The sequence below is a fragment of the Alistipes sp. i18-0019-D1 genome (genome assembly GCF_042852885.1).
GTDB lineage: Bacteria > Bacteroidota > Bacteroidia > Bacteroidales > Rikenellaceae > Alistipes.
The window spans coordinates 991,391-1,008,870 of record NZ_AP031424.1; the positions used below are offsets into that span (position 1 = coordinate 991,391).

Annotated in this window: 14 protein-coding genes; 9 read left to right on the top strand and 5 right to left on the bottom strand. The window is 60.3% G+C overall.

From position 1 onward, the window contains the following. Nucleotides 1–2: 2 nt before the first annotated feature. The gene (locus ACGHP5_RS04030; protein ID WP_290532871.1) at nucleotides 3–896 is read right to left on the bottom strand and encodes a hypothetical protein; all 894 of its coding nucleotides are present in this window, start codon (nucleotides 894–896) and stop codon (nucleotides 3–5) included. 271 nt (nucleotides 897–1,167) lie between these two features. Between ACGHP5_RS04030 and ftsY the strand changes: the two genes are divergently transcribed. From ftsY to ACGHP5_RS04060, 6 genes are all read left to right on the top strand, one after another. Beyond that, nucleotides 1,168–2,166, top strand: coding sequence for a signal recognition particle-docking protein FtsY (gene ftsY / locus ACGHP5_RS04035; RefSeq protein ID WP_290532872.1), 999 nt, complete (start codon nucleotides 1,168–1,170; stop codon nucleotides 2,164–2,166). After that, the gene (gene rimO / locus ACGHP5_RS04040) at nucleotides 2,153–3,451 is read left to right on the top strand and encodes a 30S ribosomal protein S12 methylthiotransferase RimO (protein WP_390568107.1); all 1,299 of its coding nucleotides are present in this window, start codon (nucleotides 2,153–2,155) and stop codon (nucleotides 3,449–3,451) included. Before ftsY ends, rimO begins: the two co-directional genes overlap by 14 nt. Before the next feature lie 64 nt (nucleotides 3,452–3,515). Further along, on the top strand, nucleotides 3,516–3,836 hold the full coding sequence (locus ACGHP5_RS04045; protein ID WP_290532922.1) for a hypothetical protein: 321 nt from the start codon (nucleotides 3,516–3,518) through the stop codon (nucleotides 3,834–3,836). A 65-nt stretch (nucleotides 3,837–3,901) separates the two neighbouring features. Then, nucleotides 3,902–4,201, top strand: coding sequence for a cell division protein ZapA (locus ACGHP5_RS04050; RefSeq protein ID WP_337755844.1), 300 nt, complete (start codon nucleotides 3,902–3,904; stop codon nucleotides 4,199–4,201). 366 nt (nucleotides 4,202–4,567) lie between these two features. Further along, complete coding sequence (rny, locus tag ACGHP5_RS04055; RefSeq protein WP_290532875.1) at nucleotides 4,568–6,115, top strand: ribonuclease Y; 1,548 nt, start codon at nucleotides 4,568–4,570, stop codon at nucleotides 6,113–6,115. A gap of 371 nt (nucleotides 6,116–6,486) precedes the next feature. Next, the gene (locus ACGHP5_RS04060; RefSeq protein ID WP_337755845.1) at nucleotides 6,487–7,110 is read left to right on the top strand and encodes an HD domain-containing protein; all 624 of its coding nucleotides are present in this window, start codon (nucleotides 6,487–6,489) and stop codon (nucleotides 7,108–7,110) included. Between the two features lie 159 nt (nucleotides 7,111–7,269). On the opposite strand, the gene ACGHP5_RS04065 is transcribed toward ACGHP5_RS04060, so the two are convergent. Genes ACGHP5_RS04065 through ACGHP5_RS04075 form a run of 3 tightly spaced genes read right to left on the bottom strand, consistent with a single transcriptional unit; the run spans nucleotide 7,270 to nucleotide 10,597 of the window. After that, nucleotides 7,270–8,238 carry a dihydroorotate dehydrogenase-like protein gene (locus ACGHP5_RS04065; protein WP_337657121.1) on the bottom strand — a complete coding sequence of 323 codons (969 nt, stop codon included), beginning with the start codon at nucleotides 8,236–8,238 and terminating at the stop codon, nucleotides 7,270–7,272. Between the two features lie 19 nt (nucleotides 8,239–8,257). Continuing rightward, nucleotides 8,258–9,358 carry a glycine cleavage system aminomethyltransferase GcvT gene (gene gcvT, locus ACGHP5_RS04070; RefSeq protein ID WP_290532878.1) on the bottom strand — a complete coding sequence of 367 codons (1,101 nt, stop codon included), beginning with the start codon at nucleotides 9,356–9,358 and terminating at the stop codon, nucleotides 8,258–8,260. 30 nt (nucleotides 9,359–9,388) lie between these two features. Further along, nucleotides 9,389–10,597, bottom strand: coding sequence for a hypothetical protein (locus ACGHP5_RS04075; protein WP_295905411.1), 1,209 nt, complete (start codon nucleotides 10,595–10,597; stop codon nucleotides 9,389–9,391). 88 nt (nucleotides 10,598–10,685) lie between these two features. Here ACGHP5_RS04075 and ACGHP5_RS04080 point away from each other — a divergent pair, with 88 nt between their 5' ends. From ACGHP5_RS04080 to ACGHP5_RS04090, 3 genes are all read left to right on the top strand, one after another. Further along, nucleotides 10,686–13,667, top strand: a complete 2,982-nt coding sequence (locus ACGHP5_RS04080; RefSeq protein WP_337755847.1) for a PEP/pyruvate-binding domain-containing protein — start codon at nucleotides 10,686–10,688, stop codon at nucleotides 13,665–13,667. A 112-nt stretch (nucleotides 13,668–13,779) separates the two neighbouring features. Next, complete coding sequence (gene gdhA / locus ACGHP5_RS04085) at nucleotides 13,780–15,117, top strand: NADP-specific glutamate dehydrogenase (protein ID WP_295905414.1); 1,338 nt, start codon at nucleotides 13,780–13,782, stop codon at nucleotides 15,115–15,117. Nucleotides 15,118–15,246: 129 nt separating this feature from the next. After that, entirely contained in the window at nucleotides 15,247–16,080 is an 834-nt protein-coding gene (locus ACGHP5_RS04090; protein ID WP_295905415.1) for a WG repeat-containing protein, read from the top strand. 65 nt (nucleotides 16,081–16,145) lie between these two features. Here the strand turns inward: ACGHP5_RS04090 and ACGHP5_RS04095 are convergent, their stop codons facing one another. Continuing rightward, on the bottom strand, nucleotides 16,146–17,477 hold the full coding sequence (locus ACGHP5_RS04095) for a glucose-6-phosphate isomerase (protein ID WP_290532923.1): 1,332 nt from the start codon (nucleotides 17,475–17,477) through the stop codon (nucleotides 16,146–16,148). Nucleotides 17,478–17,480 lie beyond the last annotated feature (3 nt).

Sequence of the window (17,480 nt, forward strand, 5' to 3'; positions counted from 1 at the left end):
GGTCAGAACCTGTGCACGGCGCGCACGAGGAATTTATTGTATTTCGGAATTTCGATCACATAAGGAGGCTCGATGCCCATATGGGTCGTGTAGGCGTTCTTCTCGTCCATCTCGGTCGAGGAGAAATAGTAGACCAGGCGGTCCATGCGCTTACCCCCGGCGCCCTTGAGCGAGTCGTTGAATTTGTTGCGGGCCTGGCGGTTGTTCTGTACGCGGGTTCCGCCGTTGTAGTTGTGGCCGATGGTCAGCAGTTCGTCGATGGCCGGCAGGTACCAGCCTTCGCCCTTGTCGCGACACCATTTGAAAGCCGGAAAATCGTCCCACGAGAGGTTGTTCGCAGCGATGTACTGCGCCACCTTCTCCATGTTCGCCACACCGTCGGTGCGGTTGTCGGCACCCGCAAGGCGCAGGTCCGGCTTGCGGAACTCGCTCCAGTGGAGGTAGATTTCATCGAGCGACACGACCAGTCCGTGCTGGCGGTCGTCCGAAAGCTGGCAGATCACGCCCCGGATGCCGTTCTGATCGTAAAGTTCGCCGATTTCATATTGCTTGAGCACATACCGGCCTCCGGAAACGGGCTGCACGGCAGGCGCAGCGGGAGCGGCCGGGGTCTCGGGAGCAGCCGGGGTGGCCGGAGTCAGCGGCGTCGCGGGAATGGTTTTGGTGTAATACTCCTTTTCGCCGTTGGCATACCGGATGTAATGGATTTGCGCAACGGGAAGCACGTAGGTCGGACCGTCGGGGTTCGAAAAACGCTTGTAACGCACCGCTTCGGGCGTGATTTCGATCACTTTGGCTTCGATCTTCGAGGCATCGGTCCTGACGATCAGGTCCTGGGCGGCGGCCGTCAGAGCGCCGCACAGCGCTGCGAGCAACAGCAGAATGGTTCGTTTCATCATTGTCAATACAGGTATATACGACAAATATAACGCTTTTTTCCAAACTTTCTTGTTATCATCGGTGTCGCGACGACACTTTTAGGAGTCGGAACCTCTTTTTCGCCCCGAAGGCGTTCGGGTTCGACCCCATCCGGCTTTTTCGTCTCTTCGGTGCCGGGGTCGTAACGACCCTTTCATGTATCGGAACGTTTTGCCGAACCGGACGGCGATCCGGTTTTGGAACCGTCCTGCATTTTTCCTATCTTTGCAAAGGATTAATCCTTAAGACATGGCATTTTTCGATATTTTCAAAAAGAAACAGGATACGCCGCCCACCGGGGAGCAGGCGCAGAAACAGCAGGAAGAGCTCTCCGCCGGACTCGAAAAGACCAAAACGGGGCTTTTCTCGAAACTGGCGCGGGCCGTGGCGGGCCGGTCGACGATCGACGCCGGGGTGCTCGACGACCTCGAAGAGGTGCTCATCTCGTCGGACGTGGGCGTGGAGACTACCGTGAAGATCATCCGCCGCATCGAGGAGCGCGTGGCCCGGGACAAATACATGAACGCCTCGGAGCTGCAATCGATCCTGCGCGAGGAGATCGCGACGCTGATGGAGGATGCGCACGGTTCGTCGGAGAATTTCGGACTGGACGCCACCGAGGGACAGCCTTACGTGGTGATGGTCGTGGGCGTCAACGGCGCCGGCAAGACCACGACCATCGGCAAGCTGGCTGCGCAGCTCGGCAAGGCGGGCCGGAAGGTCTGGATCGGCGCGGCGGACACGTTCCGCGCGGCCGCCATCGACCAGTTGCAGGTGTGGGCCGACCGTGCCGGAGCGACGATGATCCGCCAGCAGATGGGTTCCGACCCCGCATCGGTGGCCTTCGACACGCTCACCTCGGCCAAGGCCAACGGCGCCGACGTGGTGCTGATCGACACCGCCGGGCGTCTGCACAACAAGGTGGGCCTGATGAACGAGCTGACGAAAATCCGCAATGTCATGGGCAAGGTGATTCCAGGCGCGCCGCACGAGGTGATGCTCGTGCTCGACGGCTCAACGGGGCAGAACGCCTTCGAGCAGGCGAAGCAGTTCACGCAGGCCACGCAGGTCACCTCGCTTACGATCACCAAGCTCGACGGCACGGCCAAGGGCGGCGTGGTGATCGGCATCAGCGACCAGTTCCACATCCCGGTGCGCTACATCGGCATCGGCGAAGGCATCGACCAGCTGCGCATCTTCGACCGGAAGGAGTTCGTCAACGCGTTGTTCGGCCATGAAAAAAATTAACGTCATAACGCTCGGATGCTCGAAGAACACCGTCGACAGCGAGCATCTGATGGCACGGCTCGCGGCCGCCGGGTACGAGGTCCTCTTCGACAGCGACCGCACCGACGCCAAGGTCGTGGTAATCAACACCTGCGGATTCATCGGCGACGCCAAGCAGGAGTCCGTCGAGATGATCCTGCAGGCCGCGGCGGCCAAGCAGGCCGGAAAGATCGAACGGCTGTTCGTCGTGGGATGCCTCTCGGAACGCTACGCCGACGAACTGCGGGCCGAGATTCCCGAGGTGGACGAATACTTCGGCGCACGCACGTGGGACGGCATCGTTCGTGCGCTGGGGGCCTCGGAGGACCCGGCGCTGGCCACCGAACGCCGCCTGACGACCCCGAAGCACTATGCCTACCTGAAGATTTCCGAAGGCTGCAACTGGAAGTGCGGCTACTGCGCCATCCCGCTCATCCGCGGCGGCCACGTCTCCGTCCCGATGGAGGAGCTGGAGGAAGAGGCCCGCAAACTGGCCGCGCAGGGCGTCCGGGAGCTGATGGTCATTGCGCAGGACACGACCTACTACGGCATCGACCTCTACGGCCGGCGGATGCTCGCCGAGCTGTTGCGCCGCCTGTGCCGCATCGACGGCATCGAATGGATCCGGCTCCACTACGCCTATCCTGCCGGATTTCCCGACGAGGTGATCGACGTGATGGCCTCGGAGCCGAAAATCTGCAAATACCTCGACATTCCGTTCCAGCACATCTCCGATGTTCAGCTCGTGTCGATGCACCGCCGCCACACCAAGGCCGAGGCCATGGAGCTGATCGGCCGCCTGCGCGGGGCGATCCCCGACCTGGCACTGCGCACGACGCTGCTGGTGGGTTATCCGGGCGAGACGGAGGCCGATTTCGAAGAGCTGCTGGCATTCGTGCGCGAGGTGCGTTTCGAACGGCTGGGCGTCTTCCCCTACTCGGAGGAGGAGGGGACCTGGTCGGCCGAAAACCTCCGCGACGACGTTCCCGAGGAGGTCAAGCAGCGACGCGCGGAGCGTATCATGGCCCTGCAGAACGAGATCTCGCTCGACAACAACCGCCGCCGCGTGGGACGCACCGAACGGGTGATCATCGATTCGCGCCAGGGCGACTGGTATGTCGGCCGCACGCAGTATGATTCGCCCGAAGTCGACCAGGAGATCCTGATCCCGGCGTCGGAACGCCGCCTGCTGCGCGGACATTTCTACGACGTGACGGTCACCTCGGCCGCCGACTACGACCTCTACGGGGAGATTGCCGCAAAATAATTTTTTGCTTTTTTACGTTTTTTTCGTACCTTTGAAAAGTAAACCGGAACTTTACCCGAAGGCCATGGCCGACAAGAGCGTGATAACGAACATCGAAGCCCGTGTGCGGCAGCTGATCGACGACCACAAGAGGCTGTCGGACCTTTGTGCGGAACTGACTGCGCAGCGCGACACGCTCCGCTCCGAGAAACGCACGCTCGAGGAACGCGTCAGGGAGCTGGATGCCGAACTGGCGCGCATGCAGCTGACCGAAGGGCTTGCGGGCGGAGGCAGTAACCGGGAAAAAGCGCGGGCACGCGTCAACCGTCTTATGCGGGAGGTGGACAAGTGCATCGCGTTGCTGGGCCAGCCGCTGGCGGCCCCGACGACGCAGGAGGCCGAATAAACGGCCCCGGGGAAAACGGCCGGGAGGCCGGAGAAGAGGACGACGGAATAAACGAAACGAAAAAAATGGCAAAACAGGCAATAACCCTCAAAATAGCAGGCAAAAGCTATCCGTTCAACATCGAGAGCGGGAAGGAGGAGATGTACCGGCTTGCCGAACGGGAGGTGAACAGCTACCTCGCACTGATAAAACAACAGAATATCAAGAACTGGAACGACCAGGACTACCTGTCGATGACCGCGCTGAAATTCGCCATCGCGAACGTCGGAATGCGGCAGAGCCGGGAGGTCGACAGCGAAGATCTCCGGCAGCTCGAAAAAATCGGCACGGAAATAGATGCGTATCTGAACGACCCGAAGCAGTGACCGACCGAAGGCCTCCGCAAACGGGAGGCCGGTAGAGGGGAGGCCGGCGAAGGGGAGGTGCCCGGGACAATACGCATCGTACGAAAAACGTTCTTTTACATACAAGAATCTACCCGCATAGATTCCTTACAGCTTTGCGAAACTGAACATTTTTTAAATTGGGGCAACTCAAGGCGCTTCAAAATCAGGCCTTACCACCCTCACGGGGAGTACGTTACGGCGTACCGTTGGAAGATTGCGATTGTCGGAGCCCCCACACATGACTGATCGGCAGATTCGTCAAACAAGACTAAGGAATCCTATGCGGTTTTTTTATAACTACAATTAAAACCCTATTAATAACTAAAAACAAACAAGCAAAGACCCATGTATAGTATCATTTTGGCTGCCTCAATCTCTGCCGTGGTCGCCGTCGCAATCTACGCGGTCGTAACGAACCTCGTGGTCAAGACGTCGATCCGCAAGCGCCGCGAAGCCGCCGTCAAGGAGGCTGAAGCCGAGGGAGAGATGATCAAGAAGGAGCGCATCCTTCAGGCAAAGGAAAAGTTCATACAGCTCAAGAGCGAATACGACCGTCAGGTCAACGAGCGCAACCAGAAAATCGCCCAGAGCGAGCAGCGCGCCAAGCAGATCGAGCAGAACCTGCAGAACCAGCAGCGCGAACTGGAAAACAAACTCCGTGAGAACGACCGTCTGAAAGAGCAGATGCAGAACCAGCTGCAGATTCTCGAACACAAGAAAGAGGAGGTCGACCAGATGCAGCGCGAACAGAACGCGCGTCTGGAGCAGATTTCGGGCATGAGTTCCGAAGACGCCAAGAACATCCTGATCGAGAACATGAAAGCCGAGGCCAAAACCGAAGCCGCCGCCTACATCAACGAAACGGTCGAGGAGGCCAAGCTGACCGCCACAAAAGAGGCCAAGCGCATCATCGTAGCGTCGATTCAGCGCGTGGCGACCGAGACGGCCATCGAAAACGCCGTGACGGTGTTCAACATCGAGAGCGACGAGGTCAAGGGCCGTATCATCGGCCGCGAAGGCCGCAACATCCGCGCCCTGGAGGCCGCAACGGGCATCGAGATCATCGTCGACGACACTCCCGAGGCCATCATCCTCTCGGGTTTCGACCCCGTACGCCGCGAAATTGCGCGTCTGGCCCTGCACCAGCTCGTCACCGACGGCCGCATCCACCCCGCACGCATCGAGGAGGTGGTCGCCAAGGTTCAGAAGCAGATCGAGGAGGAGATCGTCGAGGTCGGCAAGCGCACGACGATCGACCTGGGAATCCACGGACTGCACCCCGAGCTGATCCGCATGATCGGCAAGATGAAATACCGTTCGTCCTACGGCCAGAACCTGTTGCAGCACGCCCGTGAAACGGCCAACCTCGCAGGCATCATGGCATCGGAACTGGGTCTCAACCCCAAGATCGCCCGCCGCGCCGGCCTGCTCCACGACATCGGCAAGGTGCCCGACGACGAACCGGAACTGCCGCACGCAATCATCGGCATGAAACTCGCCGAGAAGTTCAAGGAGAAGCCCGAGGTCTGCAACGCCATCGGCGCCCACCACGACGAGGTGGAGATGACCTCGCTCATCGCCCCGATCATCCAGGTCTGCGACGCCATTTCGGGCGCACGTCCCGGAGCGCGCCGTGAAGTGGTGGAGAGTTACATCAAGCGTCTGAAGGAGATGGAGGACATCGCCCTCTCGTACCCCGGCGTGATGAAGACCTACGCCATTCAGGCCGGACGCGAACTGCGCGTGATCGTCGGAGCCGACAAACTCTCGGACCAGGAGTCGGAGGGACTTTCGCACGACATCGCCAAGAAGATCCAGGACGAAATGACGTACCCGGGTCAGGTGAAGATCACCGTCATCCGCGAGACTCGCGCCGTTTCATACGCGAAATAAACAATGTGACCCGGGTACGCCATCCGGTTCGCTGACAATCCTCCCTAAATCCCTCCTTTGATAAGGAGGGACTTTTTTTACCGGGTCAGGTGAAGATCACCGTCATCCGCGAGACCCGCGCCGTTTCATACGCGAAATAAACAATGTGACCCGGGTACGCCATCCGGTTCGCTGACAATCCTCCCTAAATCCCTCCTTTGATAAGGAGGGACTTTTTTTACCGGGTCAGGTAAGATCACCGTCACCCGCGAGACCCGCGCCGTTTCATACGCGAAATAAACAATGTGACCCGGGTACGCCATCCGGTTCGCTGACAATCCTCCCCAAATCCCTCCTTTGACAAGGAGGGATTTTTTTCGTACCTTGCAACCATGAACTCGGAACTCGAACAATACATCGAACGGGAGATCATTCCCCGCTACGAACATTTCGACGCCGCGCACCGCACGGACCACGTCCGGACGGTCATCGCGCAGAGCCTTGAACTGGCCGCACATTACGACGCCGACCCCGGCATGGTTTACACCGTCGCCGCCTATCACGACACAGGTCTCGTGAACGGCCGCGAACGACATCACATCGACGCCGGACGCATCCTCGCGGCCGACGCCGAGTTGCGCCGCTGGTTCACCGAAGAGCAGATCGCGGTGATGCGCGACGCCGTGGAGGACCACCGCGCCTCGTCGGACCACGAACCCCGCACCGTTTACGGCCGAATCGTGGCCGAAGCCGACCGGGTGATCGACCCCGAGACGATCATCCGCCGCACCGTCCAGTACGGACTGGCGCACTACCCGGAACTGGACCGCGAAGGGCAGTATGCCCGCTGTCTCGCACATTTGCAGAAGAAATACGCCGAAGGCGGTTACCTTCGGCTCTGGATCGCAGAATCGGAGAATGCCCGGCGGCTCGAAGAACTGCGCGGCGTGATCCGCGACCCGCAGCGGCTGCGGGGGATGTTCGACGCCGCATTCGACACGCAGACCGCGAAATAAATCCCGCAACACCGGACAGGACAACCGTTTGCAGACATCGCGCCGCACAACGGCCCCGCAAAAAAATCTCCGGCGCCGGACCAACCCCGTCCCGCTCCGCAAAAAATCCCGGACGCCAGCAAAAGGCATCCGGGATTTGCGCTCGAAGCGATGCAAAGTCTACTCGGCATCGTGCGGGAAATATTTCATATACTGTACGCGCTGGTAGAAATCGCCCTCCGAGGAGCCGTAGTCCATGCGTCCGCGGAACTCGTCGAGCGACTCGAAGCCCTGGCGGGAGGCCCACGCGTCGATGAACCGGTTCATCTCCCCGATTACCTCGTAGCCGTATCTGTGGATCGCCGTGCAGACCTGCACCGCCGCCGCTCCGCAAAGCAGCGACTTGACCGCGGCGGCCCCGTCGTGGACACCGGTCGAAACGGCAATGTCCAACTGCGGAAGCGCATGGGCGCACAGCGCCGTGCTGCGCAGGACATTGCGCAGTTCGCTCGGCTCGCTGAACGGATCGCCGTTCACCAGGCACATCTTCTCGATGTCGATGTCCGGCTCGAAGAAACGGTTGTAGAGCACCAGTCCGCCGGCTCCGCGGCCCAGCAGCGCGTCGCCGACCGACAGCACGTTCGTAAGGCGCATCGGCAGCTTCACCGACACGGGAATCTTCACCTCGGCGGCAACCTTGCGCACGATGTCGGCATAGTGGCTCTCTATTTCCTGCGCCGAGGCCCGGCGATCTGTCGGAAGCAGGAAGATGTTCAGCTCCAGCGCCGAAGCGCCGGCCTGCTGCATGGCCGCGGCATATTCGATCCACACATCGCCCGCGCCGGCGCAGTTGATGCTGCCGATGACGGGAATGCCCGTCTTGGCGGCATCGGAAACCAACTCCAGCAACTCCGCCTTATAGGCTTCGCCCAGATAACGTTCGAGGTATTCCCCGGCATCGCCGTAACCTTCCATACGGTCGAGCGAGGCGGCCTGACGGTAAATCTGCTCCTCGAAAATAGACTTCAGCACCACGGCGCCCGCGCCGTTGCGGACACACTGCTCGACATTGCGGATCGACGCGGTATAGGGCGAACTGCTGACTACGACGGGGCTGGAAAGGTCCAGCCCGAGATATTTCGCTTTCATAGAGTAAATCGGTTACGGTTTATACGAACGGAATTTTCACCACTTCGGCCTTCACGGGCTTCTCGCGGATGATCACAGCGATTTCCGTGCCCGGTTTGGCATAGGCCGCCTCGACGTATCCCAGCGCCACGCCGACTTTCAGGCAGGGAGACATGGTTCCCGAAGTGACGTGACCGATCCCGGTTCCGTCCGGCGCGGCGATCGCGTAGCCGTGGCGCGGAATGCCCCGCTCGACCATTTTCAACCCCACCAGCTTGCGCCCCACGCCCTCGGCTTTGAGGCGTTCCATCGCGGCGCGGTCGATGAAATCCTTGCCCTCGGCGAATTTCGTGATCCACCCCAGCCCGGCTTCGAGCGGCGACGTGGTGTCGTCGATGTCGTTGCCGTAGAGGCAAAAGCCCTTCTCCAGACGCAGGGTGTCGCGCGCCCCGAGGCCGATGTTTTTCAGCCCGAACTCCTCGCCGGCCTCCCAGAGGGCCTTCCAGAGTTTGTCGCCGTCTTCGTTGGCGACGTAGATCTCGCAGCCGCCCGACCCGGTGTAACCCGTGATCGAAAGGATGGCGTCGCACCCGGCGACGGGCATCTTCTTAAAGGTATAATACTCCATCCCTTCCACCGGCTCGGCGCACATTTTCTGCACGATCTTCATGGCCAGCGGACCCTGCACGGCCAGCTGGCAGATTTCGTCCGAAGCGTTGTAAAGTTCCCTGCCGTGGCCCGCCTCCATGCCGAAGGCCTTGCCCTCGGCGCAGATATGCTTCCAGTCCTTGTCGATATTGGCGGCATTGACGCAGAGCATGTAGGTTTCGGCGTCGATGCGGTAAACCAGAATGTCGTCGACGATGCCCCCGCGGCCGTTGGGCATGCAGGTGTACTGCACCTTGCCGTCGAAGAGCTTCGAGACGTCGTTGGTCGTGATGCGTTGCAGCAGGTCGAGCGCCCGGGGACCCTTGACCCAGATTTCGCCCATGTGGCTCACGTCGAAGACCCCGGCGCCGTTGCGCACGGCCATGTGCTCGTCGGTGATGCCCGTGAATTCGATGGGCATGTTATAACCCGCAAATTCGGCCATCCTGGCCCCTGCGGCGATGTGATACTTGGTGAATACGGTGGTTTTCATATATAACGTGTGTTTGATGCAGGCTTCATGTCATTCCGAACGGCGCTTGACCCCCAGGCGCGGACAGCGGTGGAACTCCTTCGTCCGGTCGAACAGGTAGCGGTAGGTGGTGTGGACCTTGTGGCGCGTGGCGCAGACGTAGGTTTCGATCATGCGGTTCATCACGGGGTTGAAGTCGCCGATCCACGCCAGTTCCATCGATTTGTAGGGATTTTTGGTCCGCTCGAGGAACTGCCAGTACTTGACCATGATGGCCGACTCGACGCCCTTGCCGTGAAATTCGGGAGCGATGCCGAAGATGATGGCGAAGATCCTGTCACACGACTTGCGAACCTTCAGGTCCCACATCAGGCGCAGTTTCTGCCACAGCCCGAACTTACCGTGGAACTTGCCGATCAGGCGGTTCAGGTCGGGGACGGTGATGAAGAAGCCGATCGGCTCGTCGTTGAAATAGGCGAAGAAGATGATATTGGGATCGATGATCGGTTTCATCTCGTGGACCATCTCCAGCGCCTCCTCCTGCGTCATGGGCCTCACGCCAGAGAAGAGCGACCACGCTTTGTTGTAGATGACGCGGAAACTCTCGGCCGCCTCCTCCAGGTTCTTCATGTCGATGTTCTCGACACGGTAGCCCGGGACCGTATAGAGCCGTTCGGCGCGAGCGAAGATCTGCTTGTTGGCCTCCGAATCGTTGACGCGCCAGATGAAACTGTGCTGGTTAAAATAGTTCTGGAACCCGTAGTTTTCGAACAGTTCCTTATAATAAGGGGGATTGTAGGGATTCATATAAAGCGGCTGAAACTCGTAGCCCTCGACCAGCAGCCCCCACCAATCGCGGCGCTGTCCGAAGTTGATCGGACCGTCCATCGCCTCCATGCCGCGGCTGGCCAGCCACATGCGCGAGGCTTCGAACAGCATGTCGGCGACCTGCTGGTCGTCGACCGACTCGAAAAAGCCGCAGCCGCCCGTGGGCTGCTCCTCGATGGCGGCCTTCTCGCGGTTGTAGAAGGCGGCGATGCGCCCCACGACTTCGCCCCGGGTGTCGCGCACCATCCAGCGGATGGCCTCGCCGTCGGCGAAAAGCTCGTTTTTCGAAGGGTCGAAAACCTTGAGGACGTCCACATCCAGCGGACGGACCCAGTTGCGGTTGCCTTTGTAAATCTTTTCGGGGAAGACCAGCCACTCGCGTTCCAGGGCGGGGGTGGTGACCTCCTGCAGGGTATATTTCTCCTTGCTCATCTTGTCTTGCGGTTATTTTCAGCGTTTCCGATTTCAAAGGTAACAATTTTTTCCTTATTTTTGTTGGTAGAACAAATTTAGCATCCGAATGAACAAAAGCCTGGAACAATACATGCCCGACGGGAGCAAACTCCCCTACCGCTTCATGAAATACCGGATTCACAAAATCCTGCTCGTATGCTGCAGCTACGACGGGTACATTCTGGAGGAGGACGGGCACATCGAGTCGCAGATCAACCAGGAGTACATCGACCTCAACATGTCGAACCCGCCGTCGCTGACGCGCGTCAGCTCGACGGCCGAGGCGCTGGAGGCGCTGGCCCGGGACGATTCGTTCGATTTCATCCTCACGATGTACAACGTCGGCGAACCCGACGTCTTTTCGTTCGCCAAGATCGTCAAGGAGCGGCATCCCAATACCCCCGTGGCGCTGCTGACCTCCTTTTCGAAGGATATTTACCGCCGCATCGAGGAGCAGGACCGCTCGGGACTGGACTACATCTTCTCGTGGCACGGCAACACGGAACTGATCATCGCCATCATCAAGCTGATCGAGGACAAGATGAACGCCGACGAGGACATCCGCGAAGGAGGCGTGCAGGCCATCCTTCTGGTCGAGGACTCGATCCGCTTCTATTCCACCTATTTACCCGAGATCTACAAACTGCTGCTGCTCCAAAACACCGAATTCCTGAAGGACGCCTTCAACGAGCAGCAGCAGGTGCTGCGCAAACGCGCACGCCCGAAAATCCTGCTGGCACGCTGTTACGAGGAGGCCGTGGAACTGTACGAACGTTACAAGAAAAACCTGCTGGGCGTGATCTCCGACGTGGGGTTCGTGCTCCGCCGCAACGACCCGCCCGAGAGCGAGAAACTCGACGCCGGCATCGACCTCTGCCGCCGCATCCGCGAAGACAATCCGCTGATGCCCGTACTGTTGCAGTCGTCGCAGGTGGCCTTCGGCAAGCAGGCCGCGGAGCTGGGCGCGGGATTCATCGCCAAGAATTCCAAGACGCTGCTCTCGCAGCTGCACGACTACATCGCCGTGGAATTCGCTTTCGGGGACTTCGTCTTCAAGGACCCCGACACGGGGACCGAGATCGGCCGCGCGAAAGACCTGACGCAGATGCAGCAGATGATCGCCACGATCCCCGACCGGGCCTTCGAATACCACACGTCACAGAACCACCTCTCGAAATGGCTCTACTCGCGGGGACTGTTCCCGCTGGCAGCGTCGATCCGCCAGTACAACAAGAGCCACTTCTCGTCGGTCGAAGAGCACCGCCGCGTGCTGGTGGGACTCATCCGCGACTACCGCACGCTGCTCGGACAGGGCGTCGTGGCGCGTTTCGACACCGAGACCTACTCCGACGCCGTGGCCTTCGCACGCATCGGCGAGGGATCGCTCGGCGGCAAGGCCCGCGGTCTGGCGTTCATGAACTCGATGCTCATGAAGCACCGCCAGTACGACAAGCACGAAAACGTGCGCATCATGATCCCGCGGTCGGTGGTCATCGCCACGGAGTTCTTCGACGACTTCATCCGACACAACGGCCTTAAATACATCATTTCGCAGGATTTCTCCGACGAGGAGATCCTCTCGGAATTCGTCAGTTCGGTGCTTCCGTTCCGGCTGCGCGAGGCGCTGAAAAGCTACATCCGCACCGTGCGCACGCCGCTGGCCATCCGCTCGTCGTCGAAACTCGAAGACTCGCACTACCAGCCCTTCGCCGGCATCTACTCGACCTACATGATCCCCTACGTCGACAACGAGGACCAGATGCTGCGCCTGCTGCTCAAGGCGGTCAAAAGCGTCTACGCCTCGGTCTATTTCGCAGCGTCGAGGGCCTACATCCAGTCGTCGCAGAACCTTATCTCGGAGGAGAAAATGGCCGTGATCATCCAGGAAGTGTGCGGCACGGAACAGGACGGGCTGTACTTCCCCACCTGCTCGGGCGTGGCCCGCTCGATCAACTACTATCCCATCGGCGACGAGCGCCCGGAGGACGGCGTCTGCAACATCGCCATGGGCCTGGGCAAACTGGTCGTGGACGGCGGACGCACGCTGCGCTTCTCGCCCCGCTACCCGCAGAAGGTGCTCCAGACCTCGACGCCCGAGCTGGCGCTGCGCGACACGCAGAACGAAGTGCTGGCCCTGAGCCTCCGGCCCGAGGAGTTCCGCACGTCGATCGACGACGCGGTGAACCTGCGCCGGCTGGGCCTTACGGAGATCGGCGGCTTCCGCAACTCGAAATTCGTCTGCTCGGTCTGGGACCGCGAGAACGAACGCATCTCCGACAGCCCGTTCGACCAGGGACGCAAGGTCATCACGTTCAACAACATCCTCAAATACAACACCTTCCCGCTGGCCGAAATCATCTCCGACATCCTCCAGATGGGCGCCGAGGAGATGCGCTGTCCCGTGGAGGTGGAATTCGCCGTCAACATGGACGTGGCTCCCGGGCAGCGGCAGGTTTTCAACCTGTTGCAGATCCGCCCGATCATCGACAACCAGGACAACCGGTCCATCGACTGGAACGAGGTCGACGCCTCCCGGGCGCTGATCTACGGCGAACAGGCCCTCGGCATCGGGCAGATGACCGACATCGCCGACATCATCTACGTGAAGTCCGACGCTTTCGACTCGCTCTCGACCGAGAAGATCGCCGAAGAGCTGCTGATGCTCAACAACCGCATGCGCGACCAGGGACGGCCGTACATTCTCGTAGGACCCGGCCGCTGGGGCTCCTCGGACCCGTTCCTCGGGGTTCCGGTCAAGTGGAACCACATCTCCGAGGCCAAGGTGATCGTCGAGTGCGGCATCGAGAAGTTCGACGTGGAGCCTTCGCAGGGCACGCACTTTTTCCAGAACGTCACCTCGCTGGGCGTGGGTTACCTGACGATCAACCCCTTCCGCGGCGACGGCCTCTTCCGCGAAAAGGAACTCGACGCCCGGCAGGCGCTGTACGACGGAACGTACCTGCGGCAGGTGCGCTTCGACCGCCCGCTGTGGGTCTGCATCGACGGGCGTTCGAACAAAGGGATGGTGCGCGAAGGGAACGACGATTAGGATTTCGAATAAATTTCCCCGAAAAGATTACAATCTGTCGGAAATATTTTTATATTTGTGAAAGAATAGAACCCGAACTGAACATGCAAACCAACCAAAAACCGATAGAGCTATGAACGTTAACAAAATTATGGCGGAACTCGAGCGCAAGCACCCCGGCGAAAGCGAATACCTGCAGGCCGTGCGCGAAGTTCTGATGACCGTGGAGGATGCTTACAACCAGCACCCGGAATTCGAGGCAAACCGCATCGCCGAACGCATCGTGGAACCCGACCGAACCTTCACGTTCAAGGTCGTATGGGTCGACGACAAGGGCGACGTGCAGGTGAACACGGGCTACCGCGTGCAGTTCAACAACGCCATCGGCCCCTACAAGGGCGGACTGCGCTTCCACCCCTCGGTGAACCCCTCGATCCTGAAATTCCTCGGATTTGAGCAGATCTTCAAGAATGCCCTGACGACCCTTCCGATGGGCGGCGCGAAGGGCGGTTCGGATTTCAATCCCAAGGGCAAGTCGGACCGTGAGGTGATGCGTTTCTGCCAGGCCTTCATGACCGAGCTGTGGCGTCACATCGGCCCGCAGACCGACGTTCCGGCAGGCGACATCGGCGTCGGCGGACGCGAAATCGGCTATCTCTACGGCATGTACCGCAAGCTGGCCCAGGAGAACACCGGCGTGCTGACGGGCAAGGGCATGACCTACGGCGGTTCGCTGATCCGTCCCGAGGCGACGGGCTTCGGAGCCGTCTATTTCCTGCGCCAGATGCTCGAAAAGGCCGGCATGGACATCAAGGGCCAGACCATCGCCATCTCGGGCTTCGGCAACGTGGCCTGGGGCGCGGCGACGAAGGCCACGGAACTGGGCGCCAAGGTGGTGACGATCTCGGGTCCCGACGGTTACATCTACGATCCGGAAGGCCTCGACGCCGAGAAGATCGCCTACATGCTGGAACTGCGCGCGTCGAACAACGACGTGGTGGAACCCTACGCCAAGAAGTTCCCCGGCTCGACGTTCTTCGCGGGCAAGAAACCGTGGGAGGTCAAGGTGGACATCGCCATGCCGTGCGCCACGCAGAACGAACTGGACGGCGAAGATGCCAAACGCCTGCTGGCCAACGGCGTGAAGGTCGTGGCCGAGGTTTCGAACATGGGCTGCCGCCCGGAAGCCATCGACGCCTTCATCGCGGCGAAGATTCCCTACGGACCGGGCAAGGCCGTGAACGCCGGCGGCGTGGCCACGTCGGGTCTCGAAATGACGCAGAACTCGCAGAAACTCAACTGGACGGCCGAGGAGGTCGACGCCAAGCTGCACCAGATCATGTCGTCGATCCACCACGCCTGCGTGGAATACGGCACCGAGAAGGACGGCTACCTCAACTACATGAAGGGCGCCAACATCGCCGGATTCATGAAGGTCGCTAAGTCGATGGTCGAGCAGGGCGTGCTGTAAGCCGAAAGGCCTCATACAACCGAAAATCGGAACTTCCCGGCCGGGAGGTTCCGATTTTTTCAACCCCGGCAAAAAAGGTTGCACAGGCAGCTATTATTTCGTATATTACACGCAACCAACCCGCACAGTATGCGTCACTCCTTCCTGATCGCCTGCCTCGCGCTGTCGTCGTGCGCCGCTTCGCAGTGTCCGCAGCTCTACATGAGCAGAACCCGCGGCGGAATGCCGTGTTATTTCACCGACGAATACGGCCACGCCGTTTTCGGGAATGCCCGTTACGAAGACGCCCGGCAGTTTATCGGCGACCGGGCCGCCGTACGGCTCAACGGCAAATGGGGGTTCATCGACCCCACGGGCGCAACGGCCATCCCCCTGCAATACGACTGGTGCAGCAGTTTCGGGGAATACGGGTTCGACAAGAGCGTCGCGATGGTCAAAAACGAAGTCGACAAATTCAAAGTGCCGATTCTCTCGGATTGCCCGACGGCCCTGATCGACCGGAAAGGCAACCGGGTCACGCCGTTCTACGGGTTCATCTTCCCGGTCCGGGACAAGGCGGCGTTCGTGAACGACGGTCGCACGGATTTCGCGGATACCCGGTTGCAGAACCTGGGCTTCGCCGACGGGAAATGGGGCTGCGTCGATCCGAAAGGCCGTCTCGTCGTGCCGTGCGTCTATGAACTGGCCTACCTGCTCGAAAGGACCTACGGATTCGCAATCGTGCGGCGCGACGGCAAGTGGGGCGTGCTGAACGACCGCGGCCGGCCGATCGTCCCGTGCGTCTACGACGCGGTCTATTACAAGTCCGGCCATACCGTCATCGACACGCAGGCCGACACGGCAGAAGCCGGGAAGAGCGTCGCGGCTCCGAACGGCGGGTTCCGGGAAAAACTGCTCTACATGCAGAAAGAGGACGAAACAGAGATTTTCACCGAGAAAGGCAGGCGGGTGCGCGGCGAATAGGAGCCGCCATCCGAAAAAAGGTCCATCCGCCGAACGGATGGACCTTTTCATTATCGGCCAAACGGTTACAGCCGCGCCTTGATGGCTTTCGACGCCTCCTCGTAGCCGGGTTTATCCAGCAGGGCGAACATGTTCTTCTTGTACGCCTCGACGCCCGGCTGGTCGAAGGGATTCACACCCAGCATGTAGCCGCTGATGCCGCAGGCCTTTTCGAAGAAATAGAGCAGCGAGCCGACGACTTCGGCGGAGATTTCGGGAATCTCGATGCGGATGTTGGGAACGCCGCCGTCCACATGGGCCAGCTGAACACCCAGTTCGGCCATGCGGTTGACCTCCGAAATACGCTTCCCGGCCAGGAAGTTCAGCCCGTCGAGGTTCTCCCCGTCGGCCTCGATCAGCACCTCGGCGGCGGGTTTGGCCACCGAAATGATCGTCTCGAACAGGGTGCGCTCGCCGTCCTGGATATACTGGCCCATCGAGTGCAGGTCGGCCGTCAGCGTGACGCTCGCCGGGAAGATGCCCTTACCCTGCTTGCCCTCGCTCTCGCCGTAGAGCTGTTTCCACCACTCGTTGATATATTGCAGTTTAGGCTCGTAGGAACCCAGAATCTCGATCTTCTTGCCTCCGTCGTAGAGGATGTTGCGCACGGCGGCGTAGACGGCTGCCGGATTCTCCTCGAAAGGCACGCCTTCGGCCGTGGCCTTCTCCATCTCCTGCGCGCCGCGGACGAGGGCCGCGATGTCCACGCCGGCGACGGCCAGCGGCAGCAGCCCCACGGGGGTCAGCACCGAGAAGCGTCCGCCCACGTCGTCGGGAATGACGAACGTCGGATAGCCCTCCTGCGTGGCCAGCGTCTTCAACGCCCCGCGCGCCTTGTCGGTGATGGCCACGATGCGCTCCGCAGCCTCTTTCTTGCCGTAACGCTTTTCGATCTCGGCCTTGATCAGGCGGAACGCGATGGCCGGCTCGGTCGTCGTGCCCGACTTCGAGATCACGATGGCGGCGATCGAATGCTCCTTCAGCGCGGCAAGCAGTTCGGCGGTGTAATCCTCCGAAATGTTCTGTCCGGCGAAAATGACCGTGGGGTCCTTCTGCTCCTTGTGCAGGAGTTTGAAGGGATCGCTCATGGCTTCGAGCACGGCCTTGGCGCCGAGGTACGAGCCGCCGATGCCGATGCAGACGACCACGTCGGCCTTCGAACGCAGTTTCGCGGCCTCCTTTTGGATGGCGTCGATCTCATTCTCCGAAATCGACGAGGGAAGGCGCACCCAACCCAGAAAATCGTTGCCGGCACCCTTGCCCGAATGCAGCAGGGCATTGGCAGCCTGCGCCTTGGCCTCGATGTCGGCGGAAATCTCAATGCCCGTCTTGGCAATGTCCAATTTCACATTTTTCATCAT

Excerpts from the sequence above, each read along its gene's own strand:
- ACGHP5_RS04030 (WP_290532871.1), bottom strand. The coding sequence starts at position 896 with ATGAAACGAACCATTCTGCTGTTGCTCGCAGCGCTGTGCGGCGCTCTG.
- ACGHP5_RS04090 (WP_295905415.1), top strand. The coding sequence starts at position 15,247 with ATGCGTCACTCCTTCCTGATCGCCTGCCTCGCGCTGTCGTCGTGCGCC.
- ftsY (WP_290532872.1), top strand. The coding sequence starts at position 1,168 with ATGGCATTTTTCGATATTTTCAAAAAGAAACAGGATACGCCGCCCACC.
- gcvT (WP_290532878.1), bottom strand. The coding sequence starts at position 9,358 with ATGAAAACCACCGTATTCACCAAGTATCACATCGCCGCAGGGGCCAGG.
- ACGHP5_RS04065 (WP_337657121.1), bottom strand. The coding sequence starts at position 8,238 with ATGAAAGCGAAATATCTCGGGCTGGACCTTTCCAGCCCCGTCGTAGTC.
- rny (WP_290532875.1), top strand. The coding sequence starts at position 4,568 with ATGTATAGTATCATTTTGGCTGCCTCAATCTCTGCCGTGGTCGCCGTC.
- rimO (WP_390568107.1), top strand. The coding sequence starts at position 2,153 with ATGAAAAAAATTAACGTCATAACGCTCGGATGCTCGAAGAACACCGTC.
- ACGHP5_RS04095 (WP_290532923.1), bottom strand. The coding sequence starts at position 17,477 with ATGAAAAATGTGAAATTGGACATTGCCAAGACGGGCATTGAGATTTCC.
- ACGHP5_RS04060 (WP_337755845.1), top strand. The coding sequence starts at position 6,487 with ATGAACTCGGAACTCGAACAATACATCGAACGGGAGATCATTCCCCGC.
- gdhA (WP_295905414.1), top strand. The coding sequence starts at position 13,780 with ATGAACGTTAACAAAATTATGGCGGAACTCGAGCGCAAGCACCCCGGC.
- ACGHP5_RS04075 (WP_295905411.1), bottom strand. The coding sequence starts at position 10,597 with ATGAGCAAGGAGAAATATACCCTGCAGGAGGTCACCACCCCCGCCCTG.
- ACGHP5_RS04080 (WP_337755847.1), top strand. The coding sequence starts at position 10,686 with ATGAACAAAAGCCTGGAACAATACATGCCCGACGGGAGCAAACTCCCC.
- ACGHP5_RS04045 (WP_290532922.1), top strand. The coding sequence starts at position 3,516 with ATGGCCGACAAGAGCGTGATAACGAACATCGAAGCCCGTGTGCGGCAG.
- ACGHP5_RS04050 (WP_337755844.1), top strand. The coding sequence starts at position 3,902 with ATGGCAAAACAGGCAATAACCCTCAAAATAGCAGGCAAAAGCTATCCG.